Origin of the sequence: Advenella sp. FME57 (assembly GCF_014897675.1) — a bacterium.
Lineage (GTDB): Bacteria > Pseudomonadota > Gammaproteobacteria > Burkholderiales > Burkholderiaceae_B > Advenella.
Genome location: NZ_JABUXU010000001.1, coordinates 242,627 through 267,225 on the forward strand (window position 1 = coordinate 242,627; position 24,599 = coordinate 267,225).

The following is a 24,599-nucleotide window of genomic DNA, read 5'->3' on the forward strand; positions in this document are numbered from 1 at the left end:
ATGATAGCGGCAAACCGCGCTGCAAGTATTGCCGGATTTGACGAATGCGCCCGTGAGCGACGGGCGCATTGTGCTGCAGTAAAGCTTAGTTGTTTTCCGGTACTTCTTCGACGAACTCTTCTTCACCTTCGACGATGGTTTCAACCACGCCGTTCAGATTCTGCTCGCGGCCTTCCAGAACTGCGTCTGCAATTCCTTTTGCGTACAGCGCGATCGCTTTGGCAGAGTCATCGTTTCCTGGGATCACGTACTCAACACCGTCCGGAGAGTGGTTGGTATCGACAACTGCGATAACGGGAATACCCAGTGTACGGGCTTCCTGGATGGCGATTTTGTGATACCCGACGTCGATAACGAACAACGCGTCAGGTAAGGTGTTCATGTCCTTGATGCCGCCGATGGATTTGTTCAGCTTATCCATTTCGCGATCGAACATCAGACCTTCTTTCTTGCTCATGCGCTCTTTGCTGCCGTCAGCAACAGCCGCTTCCATGTCCTTGAGGCGCTTGATGGACGTTTTGACCGTTTTGAAGTTGGTCATCATGCCGCCCAGCCAGCGGCTGTCTACAAAGGGCATACCGCAACGTGCCGCTTCTTCGGCAATAATTTCACGGGCAGCGCGTTTTGTTCCCACGAGCAGGATGTTGCCGCCACGAGAGGCAATCTGGCGTGCGAATTTCTGGGCTTCCAGAAAGCTGGCAACGGTTTTTTCCAGATTGATAATATGGATTTTGTTACGGTGACCGAAAATGTACTGAGACATTTTGGGGTTCCAGTAACGGGTTTGGTGGCCAAAGTGCACACCAGCTTCAAGCATTTCACGCATTAATGACATGATTTATAACTCCAAAGGGTTAAGTTCCAGCACCGTCTTGATATTGATTTTGTTGTATATAATCAACACCCTAGGAAAAACGGCGCGCTATTAAAATAAAAAACAAACTTCACTGAGACTTTCCAGCATTTTTTCCCGCCACCCGCTCTGGCCTACCTATGAGTCGTCATGCCTTGACGTCGCATTACCTTGGATACCTGACATCTTGGTATTAATGATTGGCATTAATGCCTTTGGTGTTAGTATTCACGTCTTTGGTAATAACGTCTTTTGTATTAAAGGCAATCTCAACTTGGCATTACCAATTCTGACGCACGGCTTTGCAAGCCAGGGCCATTGCCCTGTACACTGTGTGGCACCCCCCGGCAACCCTGATAACTGGCTGCTTTTACCAAAGATTCGCCACACAAATCCGGGAAAGCCTATAATTCTACTATTATTTCACTCATTTACTCAAGCAGTTATGGCCACACTCACAAATCAGCAGGACATTGATGCCATGCGGGCAGCCTGCGAAGACGCCGCCCGGGTCCTCGATCATGTCGCCCCTCAAATCAAACCGGGCATGACCACCGGCGAAATCAACAAAATCTGTCACGATTTTATGACAGAGATGGGCGTCGAATCGGCCACCATCGGCTATCAGCCCCCAGGCTACCCGCCCTTCACCGGCGCCGTATGCACTTCGGTCAACCATGTCATCTGTCATGGCATCCCGGGTGACAAAAAGCTCAAATCGGGCGATGTGCTCAATATTGACGTCACCATCATCAAGAACGGATGGTTCGGCGATACCAGCCGCATGTTCTACGTGGGCGCCCCGTCCATTCTGGCCCGACGCCTGACCGACATCACCTATGAATGCATGTGGCTCGGTATAGAACAAGTGCGTCCCGGCGCAACGCTTGGCGATATCGGCCACGCGATTCAAAAACACGCTGAAAGCAACGGCTTTTCCGTCGTTCGGGAATATTGCGGACATGGTATCGGCCAGCGCTTTCATGAAGACCCACAAGTGCTCCACTATGGCAAACCCGGCGAGGGTCTCACTCTGGAACAGGGCATGGTCTTCACCATCGAACCCATGATCAACGCCGGTCGCCGGGAAACGCGGGTATTGGCGGATCAGTGGACTGTGGTCACCCGCGACCATAGTCTGTCTGCACAGTGGGAGCATACGCTGATCGTGACCGAGAGCGGCTACGATGTATTGACGCGCTCGCCGGGCATGCCTGCCCCGCCTGCTTTCGTCAAGAGCCTGCCCTGACAGCCAGTTTGCACACCATGAGGCCCGAAGGACATTCATGAACACTGTGAGTCCGGCTACCGCGATCCGTAACCGCCTGCAGGCGCAGAAAACACAGGCCGTGGACAATTACCGCCAGCACAGATCGCGTCCGGATTCGCTGCTGGCAGCGCTCAGGAAACACACCGACCAGGCAATGAAGGAGCTGGCCGCCAGTTTTCCCTTGCCCGCCGGCGCCAGCCTGTGCGCAATCGGCGGATATGGACGGGGCGAACTGTTTCCCTATTCGGATATCGATCTGCTTATCCTTTTGCAGCGACCGCCCGAGGATGGCGACAAAGCGCTTCTGGAGCAATTCGTGTCGTCCTTATGGGACCTGGGCCTGGACATCGGCCATAGCGTGCGGACCATCGACGAATGCCTGAGCGAGAGCGCCGCCGATATCACGATTGAAACCGGCTTGCTTGAATTGCGTTTTATTCTGGGCAATCGCAAGCTTGTGTCCGCGCTTGAAGCGCGGTTTCGCGAACAGTTGAATCCCCAGGATTTCTTTCTGGCCAAGCAGCTCGAGCTGCAGCAGCGATACGCACGTTACAGTGAAACGCCCTATTCGCTTGAACCCAATTGCAAGGAATCACCGGGAGGCCTGCGCGATCTACAGATGATTCGGTGGATCAGTCTAGCTGCCGGGCTATCGGGCACCTGGCGCGACCTGGTCACGCACGACATGATGACGCGCGACGAAGCAGCCAAATGCGCCAAATCCGAGCAGGCTTTCAAGCGCTTGCGCATAGACCTGCATTTGCTTGCGGGAAAACGTGACGACCGCCTGATGTTCCATAATCAGCCGCTGCTGGCCGAGGTATACCGCATCAAGGCCACCGATACCCGGCGTCCGAGCGAAATTCTCATGCAGCGCTATTACTGGGCCGCCAGAATTGTCTATCTGATGAACCACATCATGATGCAAAGTTTCCGGGAGTACTTTTTCCCGGTCAAAGATTGCAGTGTCATGATCGATGAAGACTTCTGCCGCGTTGGTCAGCAGCTTGATCTTGTCGCAGACGACGCATTCGAGCGCAAACCGCAACTGCTTCTGAAAGCCTTTCTGGTATTGCAACAGCACCCGGAAGTCAATGACATGTCGGCCAAGCTACAACGACAGATCTGGAGCTCACGCCACAGGATCGACGCACAGTTTCGCCGCAATCCGGTGAACAAATGGCTGTTTCTACAAATACTGCAGCAGCCCACCGGCATCGTGCACAGCTTCAGACGAATGACCATGCTCAGCATTTTGCCCCAGTACATTCCGGTATTTCGGAAAATCGTGGGACAAATGCAGCACGACCTGTTTCACGTATACACCGTTGACCAGCACACACTGATGGTGATCCGCAATATTCGCCGCTTCACCATGCCCGAACATGCCCAGGAATATCCGCTGGCCAGCCGGCTGATTGCCGACATGGACCAGCACTGGCTGCTGTATGTGGCCGCCCTGTTTCATGACATCGCCAAAGGGCGTGGCGGCAATCACTCGACACTGGGTGCATTGGAAGTGCGTAAATTCGCCCGCGACCACAATCTGGATCCGCAAGATCGCGCGCTGGTCGAGTTTCTGGTAGTACACCATCTGACTATGTCTGCGTTCGCCCAGAAACGGGATCTGTCCGAGCCCTCGGTTATCCAGGAGTTTGCCGATATCGTAGGCACGGAACGCCGCCTGACCGCCCTTTATTTGCTCACTGTCGCCGATATTCGCGGCACCAGCCCCAAAGTCTGGAACGCCTGGAAAGGCAAATTGCTTGAAGACCTGTACCATTACACCCTGACCGCCTTGGGAACCAACGTTTTCGACCGGCAATCGGTACTGACGCAACGCAAGAATGACGCGATCGCGCTGGTACGTTTTTCGGGCATCAGCGACGAGGACCGGGATCGGTTCTGGAATACCCTGGATGTAGCCTATTTTTTACGGCACGAAGCCAGAGATATCGCCTGGCATACCCGCCTTCTGTATCGCATGCTACCGCAGGTAGGGGCCCAGGTCCGCGCCCGTCCTACCGAAAATAACGAAGGCATTCAGGTGATGGTGTACACACCCGATCGCCTCGATCTGTTTGAGCAAATCTGCTCGTATTTCTACGAACAACGCATTGATATTCTGGACGCCCGCATCCACACGACGCGCCAGGGCTACGCGCTGGACAGTTTCGTGGTGGACAGTGCAGCCATTGACGCGGACATCCGCTCCAATGTGCCGCTGATCGAACACGGCTTGCGCAACCGGCTGAACACGCCGCTGCCGGCACAGAATGAACCCTTGACCTTAAAGAGCAACCGCTATGTCGTGGGCGCCAATGTTCGCCGCTCGCGCACGTTCCCGCTGGTGCCTCTTATTGAACTTTTGCCTGATGAAAACAGTCAGTATTGGCGATTGTCAATTACAGCGATGGACAGCCCTGGTATTCTTTATGCGCTTGCCAACACCTTCAAGCGGCACCAGATTAACCTGCAAATGGCCAAGGTCATGACACTGGGAGACCGGGTCGAGGATATTTTCATTCTCGGCGGCAATGCGCTGGATAATCCTCGCACCCAAATGCAGTTTAAACGTGACTTGCTGACCGCAATCAACAACCTGACCGCGCAGAAATAAAACAACAATGAGCATTAATGAATATATCCTGATTTTCAGCCGCAGTTTTCTGTTTGTCCTTGCCACGCTGCTGCCTATCGTAAACCCACCCGCAGTTGCGCCCATCTTCCTGACCATGACCGAAGGGGCCAGCGCCTCAACCCGCAAGCTGCTGGCCAAGCGCATTTCAATCAACGTTTTTGTGATGCTCACGCTTGCCGCGCTGTTTGGCAATATGGTATTGAGTTTTTTCGGCCTCTCGCTGCCCATTGTCCGTCTCGGTGGCGGCCTGCTGGTCGTGGCCAGTGCCTGGCAACTGGTCAATGCGAAAGATCCGGATACCGATGCCCATGAAAAACTGGTGGAAAATTATTCGCAGGAAAAAGTAAAGTCCAGCGCCTTCTACCCGCTCACCTTCCCGATCGCCTGCGGGCCGGGCAGTATATCGGCGGCTATTACCGTTGGGGCTTCCTTTGATTTTATCAGCGCAGGCGCGGGCGTCATGAGCGTGAGCGCCATGATCCTGGCGGTGATCAGCGTCAGCACTATCCTGTTTTTCTGCCTGCGTTTTGCCGCGCGCTTTCTTGCCCGTCTGGGCGCTTCAGGGACCGCCGTATTCATGCGGCTGTCCGCTTTCATTCTGCTGTGTATCGGCGTCCAGATTATGTGGGACGGCGCACATGAGCTGATCATGCGCCTGTTTGCCGATATTTATTCAACCTACTCCAGAACCTCTCTATGACCCAGTCTCGCCTGAATCTCATTGCCCTGCTCTGCCTGCTTGCATTGGCTGTTGCACTTGTCAGCCAGCATGTTTTCAACATGCCGCCTTGCGCATGGTGTGTGCTGCAGCGGCTCATTCTGTTGCTTATCGCGGGGGTCTGCCTGCTGGGCAACCTGATTCCGGGGGCTGCAAAGCGCATGATGGCCCTGTTGTCCTTCGCATTGTCCATCGCCGGTATCGTAGCAGCATGGTATCAGCATACGGTTGCGGCAGAAATGGTGTCATGCGACCGTACATTTGCTGACATATTTATGTCCAGAACCACCGGACTCGATAGCCTGGCGCCCTGGCTTTTCGGCATTTATGCCACCTGCATGGACGCCAAAGTGAGTGTGCTTGGCGTTGAATATGTCCTGTGGGCGTTACTGTTGTTTGTCGTATTGCTCGTGTTGAGTGGCTACGCATTGTTCGGGAAAACACAGCGCACTTCCCGCATATAGCATAACAGCCTCCGGCGTCGGCCGCAGACCGTTTTAGTGATGACCCGCCGACGCATCCGAGGCCAATACGTTATGCGACAGGCGCCGGTCCTGTTTCATGCCGAACCATAATCCAGCCTGACCCAGGATAGCGGTGCATGCAAGCACCGTAAATGCCGTGAGCGCGGGATCATCTCCAAGCCCGACCAGCGACGTACAGATGGCCCCCACCAACATTTGTGTAAAACCATACAAGCCTGCTGCCGAGCCAATCAAATGACGATCCACACTCAGCCCCTTGGTCAGGGCCGCCGGGCTTGCAATGCCAGCGCCGATTGCAAATACGAACATCAGCGCTGTCACGCTAACGATATGCAGCAGATCGGCCAGCGTAGAGGCCAGCAGCAGCAAGGCCGCAACAACACTTAGCGCATTGCCGCCAATCAGCAGTCGCTCAAGCGAATAGCGACCGATCAGTTGCCGCGTCGCCGCATTTCCTACCGACAGCCCAACGATCAACAGGGCCAGATATATGCCTACTTCTTGTACGGATCGATGCAAATCCATCGTAATGATGAAAGGCGCGGCGGCAATAAAGGAATAAATGGCAGTCGTGGCGCAGCCACCGCCAAACGCATAAGCCAGAAACGACGGAGAACGCAGCAACGATTTGTAATCCAAGGCCAAAGCGGCCGGCCTCACTTTACCCGTTGGCGCACCGGTTTCCGGCAGCAATCGCCAGGTCGAAAGCAAAGTAATGACGCCCAGCAATACGAGTGCATAGAAAACAGCGCGCCAACCGAATTGCAAGGTAAGGAACGACCCTAGCAACGGGGCCAGACCCGGCCCGGCCATCATGATCAGGTTGAGTAACGCCTGGTCCTTGACCGCACTATCGCCTGCCGCCGTATCGCGTACAATGGCCCGCCCCAGCGCCAGGCCGGCACATCCGCCCAACGCCTGAAACAGCCGCGCCAACACCAGCGTAGACTCGCTTTGCGATAAGGCCGCTGCCACGCCGGCCAGCACATAGATCGACAGGCCGGCAAGCAGCATCGGGCGCCGGCCGAACCCATCCGAGAGCGGACCATAGATCAGCTGGCCGAAAGCCAGGCCAAGTATATACAGGCTGATCGTCATTTGCATGGCGCTCATGCTGGCGCCAAGATCGGCCGCAGCATCCGGCATGGCCGGCACAAACATATGCATGGCCAGGGTGCCGCTCAGCGTTACCAGCACCAACAGCCACAATGGCGCGCGTATGACGATTTTTTCAGGCATGAGAATCGGTGCCATCCGTATCAGACCAGAGCGCGCCGTCCAGTGATTCCAGTGTGTCCAGAAGCTGTTGCAATACCGTTCGGGTTGTTTCCAGATCTGCGTCATCAATATCCAGGAATAGGCGACGCCGGCCTTCATGCACTACCCGCTCGACGCTGGATACTGTTTGCCGACCGGTATCGGTCAGGTGGATGATTTTTTCACGCCGGTCCGTGCCTTCCAGACGTTGGATGTAACCCGCAGTTTGCAGACCCTCGAGCAGACGCACCACCGATGAGCTATCGAGCCCCATCAGCGCGGCCAGATCCTTTTGACGCAATGTCTGCGCTGCCCTTGCAATGTACAGCAACGGTAACCAGGTAGCCTCGGTCAGCCCCAAAGGCTGCAGGCGGCGATCCAGTGCCCTGCGCCACTGACGATTGATTTGTCCCGAAAGAGAGAGAAGCATTCGTCCGCAATCAGGTTTTGTGGTTGTATTGGAGAGAGACATAAGTGACTTATCAATAGATGATATGTCAATTATATTCCGAAACACACCAGACGACAATGAATCGGCATTACCGACGCAAATGGGATAATTCTTGGGAATAATTCTGTGATCTGCTAACGTTCGCCGCAATGACGCCCTTTTAAATCCAACGGCACTTGTTTGGTCAGATTCATAGCGCCCGTTATGAACACGGCTCTACGGTATAAATAGCGTCCCTGCTGCTTTGCACAGACAGGGACTAAAGCGCACACTACGCTTAAACGTTCGCTGCGTACCCCATATTAAATTGCAGGCCGCCAACCGCCTGGCCTTCCTTGACCTGATGCCTGGTCAGGCGCAGTCTTTCCAGATAAGCGCTATCAACATCGCCAGTAACATATTGGCCGTCAAAGCAGGAGGCTTCAAACTGAGTGAGCGCCGGATTCAAATCCGAAATGGCCGCTTTCAGGTCAGCCAGGTCCTGATACACCAGGCCGTCTGCGCCAATCTCGGCTGCAACTTCTTCAGGCGTTCTGCCGTTGGCGATCAAATCATCCTGGGTTGGCATGTCAATACCGTAGACATTGGGAAAACAGACAGGAGGCGCGGCCGAGGCGAAAAACACTTTCCGGGCTCCGGCCGCCCTTGCCATCTCGACAATCTCGCGACTGGTCGTGCCACGTACAATGGAGTCATCCACCAGCAGCACATTTTTGTCCTTAAACTCAACACTCATGGCGTTCAATTTCTGGCGGACCGATTTTTTGCGTACCGCCTGCCCGGGCATAATAAAGGTGCGACCCACATACCGGTTCTTGATGAACCCTTCACGATACTCAAGCTTGAGCTTGGAGGCCAGCTGCATTGCGGCCGGCCTGGAAGAATCAGGAATGGGCATCACGACATCAATTTCCCGCAAGCGTAACTGCCTGGCCACTTTATCGGCAAGGTACTCACCCATCTTCAGGCGTGCATTGTAGACATTTACGCCATTAATGGTGGAATCGGGGCGGGCAAAATAGACATACTCGAAAATGCAGGGCGTGAGCACCGGATTGTCGGCGCATTGCTGCTCATGCGCATTACCATCCAAGTCAATGAACACGGCTTCGCCGGCACCAATATCACGAACGAAATCAAACCCGCTACCTTCAAGCGCAACCGATTCAGATGCCACCATCCACTCCGCGCCCAGTTCGGATTCGTACTTACCCAAACAGAGCGGCCGGATGCCAAATGGATCGCGGAAAGCCAGCAACCCATATCCGGCAATTTGCGCAACCACCGAGTACGCCCCCTTGACTCGCCGGTGCAATGCAGCCACAGCGCTGAAGATCGCGGCCGGATCCAGGGTGCTGCCCTTTGCAGCCGATTGCAGTTCATGCGCCAGTACATTGAGCAAGACTTCAGAATCTGAATTGGTATTGATATGGCGCTGATCTACATTGAACAGCGACTCGCGCAGTTCACGCCAGTTGGTCAGATTGCCATTGTGGGCAAACGTAATGCCGAAAGGCGCGTTGACATAAAATGGCTGCGCCTCTTCCAGCGAATCGCTGGAGCCGGCCGTTGGATAACGCACCTGTCCGATACCGGAATGGCCAGGCAGATCGCGCATATTGCGAGTGCGAAATACGTCGCGCACCAGGCCATGGGCCTTGTACATATTGAAGTGGTTGCCGTAGGCGGTCGCAATGCCGGCTGCATCCTGTCCACGATGTTGCAGTAACAGCAGACTGTCGTATACCAGTTGATTCACTGGACCGCGCCCGACGATACCGATAATTCCGCACATAAAAAGCCTATCCTGAAAAATACGAGAGAGAAAACTAAGGGAAGAAAACTAAGGGAAGAAAACTAATAAGGTAAATACGACCCGATGCTGTCTGGCAGGCGCAGCTTGATTTCATGCACCGCCATCATCGCCATGGGTGAAAATCTGGCATTGACCCACCAGGGCTCCTTGGGAAATGGCGTATAACCAGCAAGTACAACCAGTATCAGGATAATCATGACACCACGGGCGATGCCGAACAAAATGCCGAGCCCCTGATCGGCCGGTCCCAGGCCCGTGGCCTCAATCAGGGTTGCCAGCGTCACATTGACCAGACCGACAACCAGTAAAATGGCGATAAATACCACCGCGTACCCGATGCCCATGCTGATCAGCGCGTTGTTGATGTATTGCATCACCCAGGGATAAACCACCGGGCCCCACCAGATCGCGCCAATAAATGCGGCAGCATAAGCGATTAATGAGAAGGCTTCTTTAAGAAACCCTCTCATTAATCCAAGGAGCCCCGAGATCGCGATAATCCCAAGGCAGGTGTAATCAAATTCGGTCACTTCGATGCATGGATATCAATTCGACGAGATGAAACCGTTGTCATAACCCAGTGAACGAAGGCGGGTTTGCGCTGCCTGTGCAGCCTCACGTGATTTGAACGGGCCTACGCGCAAACGATAAATCTGCTTGCCGTTTACGACAGAATTCTGAACATATACATTGGATACGCCCTCGGTAGCCAGTTTGCTGCGGCGGCTTTGTGCGTCATCCGCAGAGCCGTAGGAAGCGATCTGCAGCGAATAATCTCCCGAGGTGACCTTGGGTTTGCTTTTCTCCGCCTGTGCAGGTTCACGGCCTTCCAGGATAGCCAGCGCACGGGAGCCATCATCGGTACGGTTGCTGTCCCTGATCACGCCAGGCTTTTTAGGCTGCTCAGCGGCTTTGTTGGCTGCGGCCTTTTTGCGTTCTGCCGCCCTTTTGGCATCTGCCTGGGCTTTAGCCTGAGCAGCAGCTTCCTGCTTTGCCTGCTCGGCCTGATCCTCAGGCGTTACCGGCTGGTTTGCGGTACCCGAAGCGATGGATCGGTTCGGATCAATGGCTTCGGTCAGCCCTGTCAATCCCGGCTCCTGGGTTTCCGGCGCTACTCCCGGGTCCTGCGGCTGCTCAGCGGTCCCTGCAGCGACCGATCCTGTCACCGGTGGAGTCTGCGGCACACTGCCATCAACGGTAGCCTGCTGTGATGTGGAACTTGGACCGCTGGATTCAACGCCCGGCGTTGTCGTCACGGACAGGGAATTGCTGTCGCTGCCCCCGCCCGATACCAAGGGCGGTTTCTGGGCCGGCGTCGGCGTACTGTCTGTGCCGCCGGTATCGAGCACCATAGGCACGATAATGATCGCGGCCAGAACAAGAATAATCGCGCCGATCAGCCGGTTTCTGGCCTTGACCCGCAGGTCATTTGCCTGGTTCTGCTCAGACTGGGTACGGCGTTGTCCCGGCCGATTATTATCTTGTGAATTGAATAAACCCATAACTTATTCCCGACTATTTATAAAGATAAGCTTCAGACGGCTGGACGCCCCAAATGCTGTAAAACTGCGGCCACGGTTAAAAACGAGCCAAACACGACTATTCTATCATTGTCGGCGGCCTTTGAACGCGCAGAATCATAGGCAGCAGCCGGAGAATCGAAAACCGTTACGGTTGGTAACCCTTCTGCATCGGCCGGCAACTGCCCGCGCACTCTTTCGGCGATATCATGGCCGCTACGACTGCGCTCGCCATCAAGGCTGGCGCAATACCAGTGATCCACCTTGCGGCCGAACTTTTTGATGATCTCGTCGCAATCCTTGTCATTGACCATGCCGACCACCGCATGGGTATAGGGAAAATAGGCCATGCTATCAAGATTGTGAGCAAGCACTGCCGCTGCATGCGGGTTGTGCGCCACGTCGAGCACCACGGTAGGCTGTCCGGGAATAATCTGAAAGCGTCCGGGCAGCGCCGCCTGAATCAAGCCCTGGCGCACCGACTGCTGTGGAACAGCAAGCCGGTCCCGCAACGACTCGATTGCCGCCAGCGCAGCCGAAGCATTGAGCAACTGATTAGCGCCACGCAAGGCGGGATACGCCAGCGCATTGCGCCGCTGGTTGCGGCCGGCAAAAGCCCATTGCTGCTTGTCGGCCGAATAGTTGAAATCGTGTCCGAACAGCCACAGATCCGCTTCAATCTCGCGGGCGTAGTCCAGCACTGACTGCGGCGGCTGCGGGTCGCTGCAAATGGCCGGCTTTCCCTTGCGGAAAATATGCGCCTTTTCCCAGCCGATTTTCTCCCGGGTATCCCCGAGCCATTCGATATGATCAACATCGACGCTGGTAACGATGGAGCAATCTGCATCCACGATATTGACTGCGTCCAGTCGCCCGCCCAGGCCGACTTCAAGAATGGCCACGTCGGTTTGGTGTTCCTTGAACAGCAACAGCGCAGCCAGCGTGGTGTATTCGAAGTAGGTGAGAGATATTTCGCCGCGCGCCATCTCGATGTGCGCCAGTTGTCGGACGATTTGCTCGTCTGTAGCCAGTTCGCCACGAAGACGGATGCGTTCATTGAAATCGATCAGATGCGGAGAGGTATACAGGCCGGTTTTGTATCCGGCGGCCAGATAAATGGCCTCGAGCATGGCGCAGGTGGAGCCTTTGCCGTTGGTGCCGCCCACAATGATTTTGACGCCGCCGCCCTCACAGGCCTGCAGGCGCTGGGCTACCGTTCTGACCCGGTCCAGGCCGAGCTCGATTGCCGTGGGGTGCAGCGATTCAAGATAAGCTAGCCAATCGGCCAGCGAGTGCTTACTAGTAGGAACGGCAGACATAATAAAAATGAAATACCCGAAAGCAGAATTTTAAGTCATCAAAATGAAAAACACCCCTATTTTCGGCGTTAACCGGAAATAAGAGTGTTCTTCACTTGCCTGCAGCCTGTGCAGTCCGCAGAAAACCAGATGACACGACAGTATCCTGCTGCGACAACAACGGCGCATACTATGTGCAGCTGCCATCAGTGGCCGCACAAGCCAACCGGTCTACTTGCGTTTGACCGGAGGCAAATCGGTACATGTACCATGCGCGACCTCTGCCGCCATGCCCACCGATTCGCCAAGCGTAGGATGAGGATGAATGGTCTTGCCGATATCAACGGAATCGGCACCCATCTCCACGGCCAGGGCCACTTCGGAAATCAGGTCGCCGGCATGGGTGCCCACGATGCTGCCGCCAATGATTCGATGGGTCTCGGCGTCAAATAGCAACTTGGTAAAGCCTTCGGAGCGACCATTGGCAATGGCCCGGCCCGACGCCGCCCATGGGAACACGCCCTTTTCGTACTTGATGCCCTGCGTCTTGGCTTCTTCCTCTGTTAAACCTGCCCAAGCCACTTCCGGATCGGTATAGGCAACAGAAGGAATAACGCGGACATCAAAATAACTCTTGTGCCCTGCGATGACTTCGGCAGCCACATGCGCTTCATGCACGGCCTTGTGCGCCAGCATGGGTTGGCCCACGATATCGCCAATGGCAAAAATATGCGACACGTTGGTACGCATCTGCTCATCAACTTCAATGAACCCGCGCTCAGACACTTGAACCCCAGCCTTGTCGGCCCCGATTTTTGCCCCGTTGGGAGAACGCCCCACCGCCTGCAAAACCAGATCATATCTTTGTGGCTCGGCAGGCGCCGCTTCACCCTCGAACGTGACCCAGATACCATCGGGCTTGGCCTGGGCCGCAACCGTTTTGGTTTTGACCATGATCTGATCGAAACGGTCTTCGTTTTTCTTTTGCCATACCTTGACCAGATCGCGATCTGCGCCCTGCATCAGGCCATCGAGCATTTCAACAACATCCAGGCGTGCGCCAAGCGCGGAATAGACCGTGCCCATTTCCAGGCCGATAATGCCGCCGCCTATAATCAGCATTTTTTCCGGAATGCTTTTCAGTTTCAAGGCACCGGTGGAATCGACGATCCTTTCGTCTTCCGGCAGAAACGGCAGTTTCACCGACTGACTGCCAGCCGCAATAATGGCGTGCTTGAAGGCCACTGTTTCGCTTGATCCATCATCTTTCTTCACAGTCAAATGATGTTCGTCGGCAAACTCGCCCAACCCCTGAATCACCTTGACCTTGCGCGCCTTGGCCATGCCGGTCAGACCACCGGTAAGTGTGGAAACCACCTTGTCCTTGCTGGCTCGCAGCTTGTCCAGATCGATGGTCGGTTCACCAAAGGTGATGCCGTTCTGAGAAAGGTGTTTCGCCTCTTCCAGTACGGCTACGCTGTGCAGCAGTGCTTTGGAGGGGATGCATCCGACGTTCAGACATACGCCGCCCAGTGTGGCGTAGCGTTCGACCAGCACCACGTTTAGTCCCAGGTCGGCGGCACGGAACGCAGCCGAATAACCGCCAGGACCGGCGCCCAGTACAAGCACGTCGCAACCGTCCGCAGGCGCCGATGCCACAGGCGCGTACTTGACCTCGCTGCGAGCAGCAACGTCTGTGGATTTTTTGTCACCCGTATCCGGCGCTGGCGACTTGCTTGGCGAATCACTGGCACTGTCCCGTGTTTTGCCCTCGTCGCCAGCATCAGCCGCTTTCTGAGCCGCAGCCGCATCGCTTTTTGCAGCAGGCTGCGCCTTGTCCTGCGCCGCTGGCTTGTCGCTGGCAGCCTGTGCACCTGCCGCGGCAGCTTCAAGCATCAAAATTACGTCGCCCTCGGCAACCTTGTCACCCACTTTGACCGACAGGGACACAACTTTGCCGGCAGCCGAAGATGGGATTTCCATGGATGCCTTGTCCGACTCAACGGTAATCAGGCTCTGTTCTTCCTTGACCGTATCGCCTTCGGCGACCAGTACTTCGATAACCTCTACCGCATCGAAGTCGCCGATATTGGGTACCTTGATTTCTACTTGACTCATCAGTATCTCCGTCAGATCAGGACACGGCGGAAATCCGCCAGAACTGCAGCCAGATACGCGTTAAAGCGCGCTGCAGCGGCACCGTCGATCACACGATGGTCATAGGAAAGCGACAGCGGCAACATCAGGCGCGGTGCAAATTCCTTACCGTTCCATACCGGCTGCATGGACGATTTGGAGACGCCCAGAATGGCCACTTCGGGCGCATTGATAATAGGCGTAAAGCTTGTGCCGCCAATACCACCGAGCGAACTGATGGAAAAACACCCGCCCTGCATTTGGGCTGGCGACAATTTGCCATCCCGCGCCAGTTTGGCCAGCTCGGTCATTTCCTTGGCAATCTGGCTGACCGCTTTTTTGTCGGCATCGCGAATCACCGGCACGACCAGACCATTTGGCGTATCGGCTGCAAATCCGACATGAAAGTACTGCTTGAGCACCAGATTATCACCACTGAGCGAGGCGTTAAATTCCGGAAATTTCTGCAGTGCCGACACCACGGCCTTGATCAGGAACGCCAGCATGGTGAACTTGATGCCGGCCTTTTCATATTCCTTGTTCATGGCAACCCGGAAGGCTTCCAGTTCGGTAATATCGGCCTGCTCGTTATTTGTCACATGCGGAATCATGACCCAGTTCCGATGCAGGTTGGCGCCGGAAATTTTCTTGATACGCGACAAAGGCTTGCTTTCTATCGGTCCGAATTTGGAGAAGTCAATATTCGGCCAGTCCAGAACACTTAAACCGCCACCGCCAACTTGCGAACTGGTGGTCGTAGAAGACGTACTGGTGGCCACAGAAAGCGCGGCCTTGACGAATTTTCGAACATCGTCTTGCGTAATGCGCTGCTTTTCTCCGGAACCGGTAATCTGGGTCAGATCCACACCCAGTTCGCGGGCGAATTTCCGAACCGATGGCGAAGCATGCGGCAAACTGCGGGCAGATACGGCAGAGCCGAAAGCAGCCGTTGGTGAAACGCGTTGCTGCGCAGCGCCGCTTGCCTGTGGCGCAGGCGCCTTGGCAGCAGCAGCCAGCTCGCCCTGGGCCTTGTCGACATTGCTATCGGCAGGCTTGCTCTTTGTCTCGGCAGGCGCCGCAGCCGCTTTGGCAGAACCACCGCCAGACTTGAGCTTGACAATGGCCGTGCCTTTGGCCACTTTGTCACCCACCTTGACCAGCACCGCCTCAACTTCCCCGTCGTCAGACGAAGGAATTTCCATGGATGCCTTATCCGACTCCACGGTAATCAGGCTTTGCTCCTGCTTGACTTTATCGCCCGGCGCAACCAGCACTTCAATCACTTCTACCTCGCTGAAGTCGCCGATATCCGGCACCGTCACCTCCAGCGTGGCGCTGCCACTTTCGGCGCCAGCCTGCTGTGCTGCCTCTTGCTGCTCAGCAGGCTCCTCCTTGTCCGCCTGCGCAGGTTCGTCTGCGCCCGAGGTGCGTTCCTGAGAGTCGCTTGCAGCATCGTTCGCCGCATTCCCGGCGGCAGGCTTGCTGTCGTCCGCAGCCTGCTCTGCTTCGAGGGTCAGAATAACCTTGCCTTCAGCCACTTTGTCGCCAACCTTGACGCTGACCTCTTTAACAACGCCTGAAGCCGAAGCAGGAATTTCCATGGATGCCTTCTCCGACTCAACAGTGATCAGGCTTTGCTCTTCCTTGATGGTATCGCCCGGCGCCACCAGCAACTCAATGACTTCCACCTCACTGAAATCACCAATGTCCGGAACCTTAATTTCGATTACATTGCTCATAATGATCTGCCTTATGCGTGGTGAGGATTGGCTTTGTTGGGGTCAATGCCATATTTCTGAATGGCTTCGCTCACTTTTGATTTATCGATCGTACCATCGTCGGCCAGCGCCTTGAGCGCAGCCAGAACAACGAAATGACGATCCACTTCAAAGTGCTCACGCAGTTTGTAACGGAAGTCGGAACGGCCGAATCCGTCGGTGCCCAGCACCCGGTATGTGCGCCCCTTGGGCATAAAGTCCCGCACCTGGTCAGCAAACAGTTTCATATAGTCGGTCGACGCAATGATCGGACCTTCTGCCGTTTCCAGCTGCTTGGTAACGTAAGGCACTTGCGGTTTGCCATTGGGGTTGAGCAGGTTGTGACGATCCACGTCCAGGCCTTCGCGGCGCAGCTCGGTAAAACTGGTAACGCTCCACACATCCGAAGAAATATCCCAGTCCTGCTTGAGCAGTTCCTGGGCTTTCATGACCTCGCGCAAAATGGTACCCGACCCCATCAACTGGACATGATGCTTGCCGCCACTTGTGGACTGCAGTTTGTACATACCCTTGATAATGCCTTCTGCATCGCCCTCTTTGAGGCCAGGCTGGGCATAGTTTTCATTCATCAGCGTGATGTAGTAATACACGTTTTCCTGATTTTCAACCATGCGCTTCAGACCATGCTGCATGATCACAGCCACTTCGTGCGCAAAAGTCGGATCGTAGCTGACGCAATTTGGAATGGTTGAAGAAAGAATATGACTGTGGCCATCTTCGTGCTGCAAACCTTCGCCATTGAGCGTGGTGCGACCGGCCGTACCGCCAAGCAGGAAGCCGCGACTTTGCATATCGCCGGCAGCCCAGGCCAGATCGCCAATCCGCTGGAATCCGAACATCGAGTAGTAGATGAAGAACGGAATCATGATGCGATTGTTGGTCGAATAGGATGTCGCCGCGGCAATCCACGAAGCAAATGCCCCCGCCTCGTTGATCCCTTCCTGCAGCAACTGGCCGTCGGCCGATTCCTTGTAATACATCACCTGATTTTTATCCACAGGCGTGTACTTCTGTCCTTCCGGCGCATAAATACCGATTTGGCGGAACAACCCTTCCATACCAAAGGTGCGCGATTCGTCGGCCAGAATCGGTACAACCCGCTCACCAAGCTGTTTGTCGCGCAGCAGCTGATTCAAAAAGCGCACAAACGCCTGGGTTGTTGAAATTTCACGACCTTCGCTGGTCGGCTCGAGCACGGCCTTGAAAACATCCAGTGCCGGCACTTTGAGTTTTTCGTCCGCCAGGGGACGACGGCTTGGGTAGTACCCGCCCAATTTCTCGCGCTGCTGGCGCAGATACTTCATTTCAGGCGAATCTTCAGAGGGCTTGTAATACGGCAGGTTTTCAAGCTGTTCGTCGGCTATCGGGATATTGAAACGGTCGCGGAAGCCCTTGAGCGAATTGATGTCCAGTTTCTTTTGCTGGTGAGCCGGGTTCTGACCCTGCGCGATTGCGCCCAGACCATAGCCCTTGATGGTTTTGGCCAGAATGACGGTAGGCTGGCCGACCGAATTCTTGGCAGCGTCAAATGCAGCATATACTTTGTAGGGGTCGTGACCGCCACGGTTTAAGCGCCAGATTTCCTCGTCGCTCATGCGGCTGACCATTTCCAGCAGGCGCGGGTCCTTGCCGAAGAAGTGTTCGCGAACATAGGCGCCATCATTGGCCTTGCAGGCCTGGTATTCGCCATCAACGGTTTCCTGCATGACTTTGCGCAGAATGCCTTCCTTGTCGCGCGCCAACAGTGGATCCCAGTAACCGCCCCAGATGAGCTTGATCACATTCCAGCCGCTGCCGCGAAATTCCCCTTCCAACTCCTGGATGATTTTGCCGTTGCCGCGTACCGGTCCGTCAAGACGCTGCAGGTTGCAGTTGATCACGAAAATCAAGTTATCCAGTTTTTCACGCGCAGCCAGGCTGATGGCGCCCAGGGATTCGGGTTCATCCATTTCGCCATCACCGCAGAATACCCAGACCTTGCGTTTGCTGGTGTCGGCGATGCCGCGGGCGTGCAGGTACTTCAGGAAACGGGCCTGATAAATGGCCATCAATGGACCCAGGCCCATGGAGACAGTTGGAAACTGCCAGAATTCCGGCATGAGCTTGGGATGCGGATAGGAAGGCAGACCCTTGCCGCCCACTTCCTGGCGGAAGTGGTCCAACTGGTCTTCGGTCAGGCGCCCTTCAAGATAGGCGCGTCCGTACACACCGGGTGAAGAGTGACCCTGGAAATACACCAGATCGCCGCCATGATCTTCGGTCGCAGCGTGCCAGAAATGATTCTGGCCGCAACCGATCATGGTTGCCAGCGAAGCAAAAGACGCGATATGGCCGCCCAGATCGCCACCATCCTCAGGATTGTGTTTATTGGCCCTGACCACCATCGCCATGGCATTCCAGCGCACATAAGAGCGGATACGCTCTTCCATGGCCATGTTGCCGGGATGTCGCGGTTCAAGTCCAGGCGGAATGGTATTCACATAGGCTGTATGGGGGGAATACGGAATGTTGGAGCCGGACCTGCGTGCCAGATCGGTCAGTTGCTCGAGCAAAAAGTGCGCGCGTTCAGGGCCCTCTCTGTCCAGTACTGCTTCCAGTGAATCGAGCCATTCCTGGGTTTCTACGCTATCCACATCTGTGGATTTGCCTGTCTGAGGTTTATCTGATGTAGACATTCAGTTCTCCATATCGATTTTTTATGCTGGCCACGGCACTATCGTGTTTGTGTAACCATACCATTTTCGGTGCGCAGGACAACCCGGTTTGCGGGTTTGTACACCTGACTGGTGCCCATTCTAAAAGAGCGGGCCGCCTCTGACAAGAAATATTTTATATAATGATATTGCATTTTATAATGTGAAATTTACATTGCAGCGCAACATGACTAAATGACAAAATTTGCACAGTTGCTGTGAATTTGCATTTAACTCCTTTAAAATGTCCAGGTTACGAATTGTGATCATGAGCATGCCCGAATTACCAAGCAAATCTTTGCTTACCTCGTCTTTTTACGATAGCGCAAAATTCAGAAAACGCGGCCTGTACTGGATCACCCCCGTTTTTGTTCTGGTGCTGTATCTGCTGGTTATGGCCGGTTTTTTCTGGCTGCAGCGTTTGCACAGCCAAAGCGTCATGTTCATTACCATGGACGAAGAAACCCGACAGCAGCGGCTGCTTTTTTTCGTCATCGCCCTCTCCCTGATCATCATTATCAGCCTGCTCGCGTTATGGCGCTATACGCGTTTTCGCTCACATGCCGAAGCTGCCCTGCAGGCTGAAACCAGTTTTCGCCGCGCCATGGAAAACTCCATGTCAACCGGCATGCGCGTGCTGGACATGCAGGGCCGTATTGCCTACGTGAATCCAGCCTTTTGTCGCATGATGGGATGGAACGAGGCTGATCTGCTGGGCAAAAGCACGCCCTTTCCCTATTGGGTGCCCGGTCGCTACGACGAACACCAGCGCACGCTCGATATCCTGATGTCCGGAAAAACGCCCAGCACCGGTCTGGAAGTCGAGGCGCAGCGCCGCGACGGCTCGCGCTTTACTTCGCGCATGTACGTCTCTGCCCTGCGCGATCCCAATGGCGAGCAGATCGGCTGGATGACCTCCATGACCGACATTACCGAACCCAAACGTGTGCGCGAAGCCCTGGCGGCGGCCCACGAGCGCTTCATGACGGTTCTCGAAGGGCTTGATGACGCCATCTCCGTAGTGGCAGATACAGTGAACGGACGCGAGTTGTTGTTTGCCAACCGTACCTATCGCCGCCTTTTCGGCTCCCAGCCCCAGGGCCATGCCGAACTGCTGGCCGGCCGGCGCGGCCGTTTTACCGAAGACTCGATCGAACAATATGCGCCCAGTGTCAACAGCTGGTTTGAAGTGCAGCATCGCATGCTGGTCTGGACCGATGGCCGGCGCGTTCGCCTGCAGGTGGCGCGCGACATTACCGAGAGACGCAAACATGAAGAAGAGTCGCGCAACCAGCAGGAAAAAATCCAGCTCACCAGCCGCCTGACCACCATGGGCGAAATGGCCTCATCGCTTGCGCACGAACTGAACCAGCCGCTGACCGCCATTGCCAATTACAATATGGCCGCTGTGGCCATGCTCAAATCAGGGCGGGCTACCAACGAATCGCTGCTTTCAGCACTGGAAAAGGCGGCAAACCAAGCTGAGCGCGCCGGCAAAATTGTCAGTCGCATCCGCGAATTCGTCAAACGCAGTGAACCACGCCGCCAGCGCGTACCGGTTGAAGAGATTGTCGAACATGCACTGGACTTCGCCGAAATCGATGCGCGCAAGCGGCAGATTCGTATCGAAGCCATTATTCCCGATCATGTCCCCCATGTGCTGGCAGACCCGATTCTGATCGAACAGGTGCTGCTGAATCTGGTCAAGAACGGCCTGGAAGCGATGAACCACTCCGAGCATGACCTGCTGACCGTGGAAATAAAACAGCAGAACCCGCTGGTCGAATTTGTCGTGACCGATCGTGGCCATGGCATACAGGAGCCCGAACGACTGTTCGAGCCTTTTTTCAGTACCAAATCCGAAGGGCTGGGAATGGGCCTGAATATATGTCGCACCATTATCGAGTCACACCATGGCAGACTCTGGGCACAGGCCAATCCAGACGGAGGCACCCTGTTTCATTTCACCCTGCCCTGTGCTCCACAAGAGCCCAATGACACACCTATCAAAGAGGAATTAACCGTATGAATAACCCAAGCAGCATTGTATATATCGTAGATGATGACGAAGCAGTGCGTGATTCGCTGCGCTGGCTCCTCGAGGCCAACGGCTATCAGGTCGTGGCCTTCGACAGCGCGGAAAAATTCCTCGAAGGCTACAATCCGAACGTCATCAGCGTGCTGATCGCCGACGTGCGTATGCCTGGCATGTCAGGTCTGGAGTTGCAAGAGACACTGGTGGCACGCAAGGCGACCATTCCTGTGGTGTTCATTACGGGCCACGGCGATGTGCCCATGGCAGTGTCCACAATGAAAAGGGGTGCTGTCGACTTTCTGGAAAAACCGTTTAACGAAGCGGACCTTCGCGAAATCATCGCACGCATGCTGGAACAGGCGGTCAGCAACGCCTCCGAACAACAAGCCCGCAAAAACCATGAAGAACTTATTGGCCGCCTGACGGCCCGCGAACAACAGGTTCTTGAACGCATTGTGGCCGGCAGGCTGAACAAACAAATTGCCGACGATTTGAATATCAGTATCAAAACTGTCGAAGCGCATCGCGCCAATATTATGGAAAAACTCGAAGTGACCACGGTCGCCGATTTAATGAAAGTGGCTTTGGTAAAGTAGGACTGCAAAAACAATATGACAGCACGTATTATTGATGGCAAACAGCTGGCCGAAAAACTCAAGCTGCAAATGATCCCGCATCTGGCCAGGCTCAAAGAACAGGGTATTGTTCCTTCGCTTACGGTTATTCTGGTCGGTGACGACCCTGCCTCGCAGGTCTATGTCAATCACAAGGCCAACACGTTCAACAAGCTTGGGCTGACTTCTTCGGTCGAAACCTATCCGGCACACATGACCGAAGCCGAGCTGCTGACGCGTATCAGCACGCTCAATAACGATGCCTCGGTCAATGGCATTCTGGTTCAGTTGCCTCTGCCACCGCATTTCAATGCCGATACCGTTATCGAAGCGATCTCGCCGGCCAAGGATGTCGATGGCTTTCACGTCAGCAACGCCGGGGCATTGATGATCGGCAAGCCCACCTTCATTCCGTGCACCCCGTACGGGATCATGAAAATGCTTGAAGACGAACAGGTAACTATTCGCGGCGCCGAGGCAGTCGTGGTGGGCGCCAGCAACATTGTCGGCAAGCCAATGGCATTGCTATTGCAGAAAGCTGGCGCAACCGTCACCATATGTAATTCGAAAACCCGCGATCTGGGCGCCCAGACCCGACGCGCCGATATTCTGGTGGTCGCTACCGGCAAACCCGACATGATCACGGGCGATATGATCAAACCAGGCGCAGTGGTCATCGATGTAGGTATCAATCGCGGCCAGGACGGCAAACTCAAGGGCGATGTGCAATTTGAAAGCGCCCGGCAAGTGGCCGCTGCCATCACACCCGTGCCCGGCGGCGTCGGTCCCATGACAATTGTCATGTTGCTGCTCAATACCGTACACGCAGCCGAACAACAGAATCTGAAACAGAAAACTTAACTATGACGCAAACTCAGGTTGTCCAGACCATTGCCACAACCGGCAATCCACTGCTCGCTCCCATTTCTGATCTGATCGACTACGCCTCGATCAAGCCGGAACATATTGCGCCGGCCATCGAACTGCTGCTGGCTGAAACGCGCCAGGGAATTGAAGCCCTGGTCAGCGATAGCACACAGCCCGGTTGGGATAATTTCATTGATCCCATGGAGGCGTTGTCCAGCCGCCTGTGGCGTGCCTGGTCGGTTGCAGGGCACCTGAACGCCGTTATCAATACCGCGGCGCTGCGTGATGCCTACAACGGCATGTTGCCGGTCATTACTGAGTTTTCCACCTGGGTCGGCCTGAACCGGGATCTGTTCGAGCGTTATCTTGCGGTCTCCAAGAGTGCCGAATTCGCAAGCTATACCCCCACTCGCAAGCGCATCATCGAACTGGCGCTGCGCGATTTCCGGTTAAGCGGCGTCGAACTGGAAGGCGAAACAAGGCAGCGTTACGCGCAATTGAATGAAGACATTGCACTGACCTCACAGAAGTTTTCCGAAAATGCGCTCGATGCCATGGACAATTGGCATTATCAGGTCCATGATGCCGCCATGCTCGACGGCTTGCCTCAAGACGTCATTGACGCGGCTGCCCAGGCTGCGAGCGAAGCGGCTGCCCAAACCGCCGAAGTTGAAGGCGACGATGGATCCGATAGTGCCAATGCTGCCGACCAGCCCGCGCAGGCCGGATGGCGCTTTACCCTGAAAATGCCGTCGTATCTGCCGGTCATGCAATATGCAAAAAGCGCTACCTTGCGTGAAGCGCTCTATCGCGGCTACGCCACACTGGCTTCGGAACTGGGCGAACCGCAATACGACAACTCGCCGGTGATTGAAAAGCTGCTCGACTTGCGCTTGGAAGATGCACACCTGCTGGGCTTTGCCAACTTTGCCCAGATGCGCCTGCAAACCCGGATGGCCCAATCGGCAGACCAGGTCATTGCATTCCTGCGTGATCTGGCAGCAAAGGCCCGCCCGTTTGCCCAACAGGATGTCGCAACCTTACGCGAATTTGCAGCCACGGAACTGGGCATGGCAACACTGGAACCTTGGGACTACACCTACGTTTCGGAACAATTGCGTCAGGCCAGATACGCCTACTCGGACGAAGAAGTCCGGCAATATCTGAGCGAAGCGAACGTCATGAGCGGGCTGTTTGATGTGATCAAAACGCTATTCAATATAGATCTGGTGCCCTTCGATGCCCCGGTATGGCATACCGACGTACGTGTTTTTGAAGTGCAGGAACAGGGACGTGTCATCGGCCATCTGTATACCGACCTCTATGCCCGCAAGGGAAAACAAAGCGGCGCGTGGGTCGACAGCGAGCGAAGCAGGCACATTACCAGCACGCTCAGTATCATGCCGGTTGTTTACCTTAACTGCAATTTCTCGCGTCCCCAGGGGACCAAGCCTGCCCTGCTGACCCATGATGATGTCATCACGCTGTTTCATGAAACAGGCCATGCCTTGCATGCGCTGCTGTCAAAAGTAGACGAACCTGCAGCCTCGCCTTTTGCCAGTGTCGAATGGGACGCAATCGAACTGCCTTCCCAGTTCATGGAGAATTTCGTCTGGGAGTGGCCGGTCATGCGCAGCATGGCCGCGCATTGGGAAACTGGCAAACAAATGGATCGCGATTTGTTCGAGCGACTGCTATCGGCTCGCAACTTCCAAAGCGGCATGCAAATGGTGCGCCAGATCGAATTTTCATTATTCGATATGCTGATTCACACACGTGCAGAACCGACCGCGATTGAGACCGTGATGCACATCCTGAATCAGGTCCGTCAGGAAGTGGCCGTCATTATGCCGCCGTCGTGGAACCGATTTGCGCATAACTTTTCTCATCTGTTTGCCGGCGGCTATGGCGCAGGCTATTACAGCTATAAATGGGCCGAGGTGTTGTCGGCCGATGCGTATAGTCTTTTTGAAGAGCACGCCGACAGCGATCGGGGAACTTTGAATCCGCAAATCGGTCAATCATTCAAGGAGCAGATTCTGGCCGTGGGCGGCTCACGTCCTGCTGCAGAATCATTTGAAGCATTTCGCGGCCGCAGCCCCTCACCCGTTGCCCTGCTGCGTCACAGCGGGCTTGTGGCCGAGGCCGCCGCCTGATTTTTAATGGA

The 24,599-nt window shown here is 55.1% G+C and carries 18 protein-coding genes; 8 read left to right on the forward strand and 10 right to left on the reverse strand.

Annotated elements, in window-relative coordinates:
- Positions 1–85: 85 nt before the first annotated feature.
- Positions 86–835 (reverse strand): 30S ribosomal protein S2, encoded by a 750-nt coding sequence (gene rpsB / locus INT32_RS01085; RefSeq protein ID WP_193086885.1) that lies wholly within the window; start codon positions 833–835, stop codon positions 86–88.
- Positions 836–1,298: 463 nt separating this feature from the next.
- Between rpsB and map the strand changes: the two genes are divergently transcribed.
- From map to INT32_RS01105, 4 genes are read left to right on the forward strand one after another with little or no spacing between them, the layout of a single operon-like run.
- A complete protein-coding gene (map, locus tag INT32_RS01090; protein ID WP_193086886.1) occupies positions 1,299–2,102 on the forward strand; it encodes a type I methionyl aminopeptidase in 804 nt (267 codons plus the stop codon).
- A gap of 37 nt (positions 2,103–2,139) precedes the next feature.
- The gene (locus INT32_RS01095) at positions 2,140–4,743 is read left to right on the forward strand and encodes a [protein-PII] uridylyltransferase (protein ID WP_193086887.1); all 2,604 of its coding nucleotides are present in this window, start codon (positions 2,140–2,142) and stop codon (positions 4,741–4,743) included.
- A gap of 7 nt (positions 4,744–4,750) precedes the next feature.
- On the forward strand, positions 4,751–5,464 hold the full coding sequence (locus INT32_RS01100; protein WP_193086888.1) for a MarC family protein: 714 nt from the start codon (positions 4,751–4,753) through the stop codon (positions 5,462–5,464).
- A complete protein-coding gene (locus INT32_RS01105) occupies positions 5,461–5,946 on the forward strand; it encodes a disulfide bond formation protein B (RefSeq protein ID WP_193086889.1) in 486 nt (161 codons plus the stop codon). Before INT32_RS01100 ends, INT32_RS01105 begins: the two co-directional genes overlap by 4 nt.
- 33 nt (positions 5,947–5,979) lie before the next feature.
- Here INT32_RS01105 and INT32_RS01110 read toward each other — a convergent pair whose 3' ends face one another.
- The 9 genes from INT32_RS01110 to aceE form a co-directional block, all read right to left on the reverse strand.
- Positions 5,980–7,206 carry a multidrug effflux MFS transporter gene (locus tag INT32_RS01110; protein ID WP_193086890.1) on the reverse strand — a complete coding sequence of 409 codons (1,227 nt, stop codon included), beginning with the start codon at positions 7,204–7,206 and terminating at the stop codon, positions 5,980–5,982.
- A complete protein-coding gene (locus INT32_RS01115) occupies positions 7,199–7,654 on the reverse strand; it encodes a MarR family winged helix-turn-helix transcriptional regulator (RefSeq protein WP_193086891.1) in 456 nt (151 codons plus the stop codon). Before INT32_RS01115 ends, INT32_RS01110 begins: the two co-directional genes overlap by 8 nt.
- A 298-nt stretch (positions 7,655–7,952) precedes the next feature.
- Positions 7,953–9,470 (reverse strand): amidophosphoribosyltransferase, encoded by a 1,518-nt coding sequence (gene purF / locus INT32_RS01120; protein WP_193086892.1) that lies wholly within the window; start codon positions 9,468–9,470, stop codon positions 7,953–7,955.
- Between the two features lie 62 nt (positions 9,471–9,532).
- A complete protein-coding gene (locus INT32_RS01125; RefSeq protein WP_128394236.1) occupies positions 9,533–10,021 on the reverse strand; it encodes a CvpA family protein in 489 nt (162 codons plus the stop codon).
- Between the two features lie 15 nt (positions 10,022–10,036).
- On the reverse strand, positions 10,037–10,993 hold the full coding sequence (locus INT32_RS01130) for an SPOR domain-containing protein (protein ID WP_193086893.1): 957 nt from the start codon (positions 10,991–10,993) through the stop codon (positions 10,037–10,039).
- A 32-nt stretch (positions 10,994–11,025) separates the two neighbouring features.
- The gene (gene folC / locus INT32_RS01135; protein WP_370540159.1) at positions 11,026–12,333 is read right to left on the reverse strand and encodes a bifunctional tetrahydrofolate synthase/dihydrofolate synthase; all 1,308 of its coding nucleotides are present in this window, start codon (positions 12,331–12,333) and stop codon (positions 11,026–11,028) included.
- A 207-nt stretch (positions 12,334–12,540) separates the two neighbouring features.
- Positions 12,541–14,430 carry a dihydrolipoyl dehydrogenase gene (lpdA, locus tag INT32_RS01140; RefSeq protein WP_193087232.1) on the reverse strand — a complete coding sequence of 630 codons (1,890 nt, stop codon included), beginning with the start codon at positions 14,428–14,430 and terminating at the stop codon, positions 12,541–12,543.
- A gap of 8 nt (positions 14,431–14,438) precedes the next feature.
- Positions 14,439–16,184 (reverse strand): dihydrolipoyllysine-residue acetyltransferase, encoded by a 1,746-nt coding sequence (aceF, locus tag INT32_RS01145; protein ID WP_193086895.1) that lies wholly within the window; start codon positions 16,182–16,184, stop codon positions 14,439–14,441.
- An 11-nt stretch (positions 16,185–16,195) separates the two neighbouring features.
- On the reverse strand, positions 16,196–18,898 hold the full coding sequence (gene aceE / locus INT32_RS01150) for a pyruvate dehydrogenase (acetyl-transferring), homodimeric type (protein WP_193086896.1): 2,703 nt from the start codon (positions 18,896–18,898) through the stop codon (positions 16,196–16,198).
- 292 nt (positions 18,899–19,190) lie between these two features.
- Here aceE and INT32_RS01155 point away from each other — a divergent pair, with 292 nt between their 5' ends.
- The 4 genes from INT32_RS01155 to INT32_RS01170 are packed head-to-tail and all read left to right on the forward strand — an operon-like array spanning position 19,191 to position 24,588.
- Entirely contained in the window at positions 19,191–20,945 is a 1,755-nt protein-coding gene (locus INT32_RS01155) for a PAS domain S-box protein (protein ID WP_193087233.1), read from the forward strand.
- Complete coding sequence (locus INT32_RS01160) at positions 20,942–21,547, forward strand: response regulator transcription factor (RefSeq protein WP_193086897.1); 606 nt, start codon at positions 20,942–20,944, stop codon at positions 21,545–21,547. The genes INT32_RS01155 and INT32_RS01160 overlap by 4 nt, the downstream gene beginning before the upstream one ends.
- 15 nt (positions 21,548–21,562) lie before the next feature.
- Positions 21,563–22,426 carry a bifunctional methylenetetrahydrofolate dehydrogenase/methenyltetrahydrofolate cyclohydrolase FolD gene (folD, locus tag INT32_RS01165; protein ID WP_193086898.1) on the forward strand — a complete coding sequence of 288 codons (864 nt, stop codon included), beginning with the start codon at positions 21,563–21,565 and terminating at the stop codon, positions 22,424–22,426.
- A 2-nt stretch (positions 22,427–22,428) separates the two neighbouring features.
- On the forward strand, positions 22,429–24,588 hold the full coding sequence (locus tag INT32_RS01170) for a M3 family metallopeptidase (protein ID WP_193086899.1): 2,160 nt from the start codon (positions 22,429–22,431) through the stop codon (positions 24,586–24,588).
- Positions 24,589–24,599 lie beyond the last annotated feature (11 nt).

What these genes read in the sequence shown, in the direction of transcription:
- rpsB (WP_193086885.1), bottom strand. Translation starts at nt 835, where the DNA reads ATGTCATTAATGCGTGAAATGCTTGAAGCTGGTGTGCACTTTGGCCAC.
- map (WP_193086886.1), top strand. Translation starts at nt 1,299, where the DNA reads ATGGCCACACTCACAAATCAGCAGGACATTGATGCCATGCGGGCAGCC.
- INT32_RS01095 (WP_193086887.1), top strand. Translation starts at nt 2,140, where the DNA reads ATGAACACTGTGAGTCCGGCTACCGCGATCCGTAACCGCCTGCAGGCG.
- INT32_RS01100 (WP_193086888.1), top strand. Translation starts at nt 4,751, where the DNA reads ATGAGCATTAATGAATATATCCTGATTTTCAGCCGCAGTTTTCTGTTT.
- INT32_RS01105 (WP_193086889.1), top strand. Translation starts at nt 5,461, where the DNA reads ATGACCCAGTCTCGCCTGAATCTCATTGCCCTGCTCTGCCTGCTTGCA.
- INT32_RS01110 (WP_193086890.1), bottom strand. Translation starts at nt 7,206, where the DNA reads ATGCCTGAAAAAATCGTCATACGCGCGCCATTGTGGCTGTTGGTGCTG.
- INT32_RS01115 (WP_193086891.1), bottom strand. Translation starts at nt 7,654, where the DNA reads ATGCTTCTCTCTCTTTCGGGACAAATCAATCGTCAGTGGCGCAGGGCA.
- purF (WP_193086892.1), bottom strand. Translation starts at nt 9,470, where the DNA reads ATGTGCGGAATTATCGGTATCGTCGGGCGCGGTCCAGTGAATCAACTG.
- INT32_RS01130 (WP_193086893.1), bottom strand. Translation starts at nt 10,993, where the DNA reads ATGGGTTTATTCAATTCACAAGATAATAATCGGCCGGGACAACGCCGT.
- aceF (WP_193086895.1), bottom strand. Translation starts at nt 16,184, where the DNA reads ATGAGCAATGTAATCGAAATTAAGGTTCCGGACATTGGTGATTTCAGT.
- aceE (WP_193086896.1), bottom strand. Translation starts at nt 18,898, where the DNA reads ATGTCTACATCAGATAAACCTCAGACAGGCAAATCCACAGATGTGGAT.
- INT32_RS01155 (WP_193087233.1), top strand. Translation starts at nt 19,191, where the DNA reads ATGCCCGAATTACCAAGCAAATCTTTGCTTACCTCGTCTTTTTACGAT.
- INT32_RS01160 (WP_193086897.1), top strand. Translation starts at nt 20,942, where the DNA reads ATGAATAACCCAAGCAGCATTGTATATATCGTAGATGATGACGAAGCA.
- folD (WP_193086898.1), top strand. Translation starts at nt 21,563, where the DNA reads ATGACAGCACGTATTATTGATGGCAAACAGCTGGCCGAAAAACTCAAG.
- INT32_RS01170 (WP_193086899.1), top strand. Translation starts at nt 22,429, where the DNA reads ATGACGCAAACTCAGGTTGTCCAGACCATTGCCACAACCGGCAATCCA.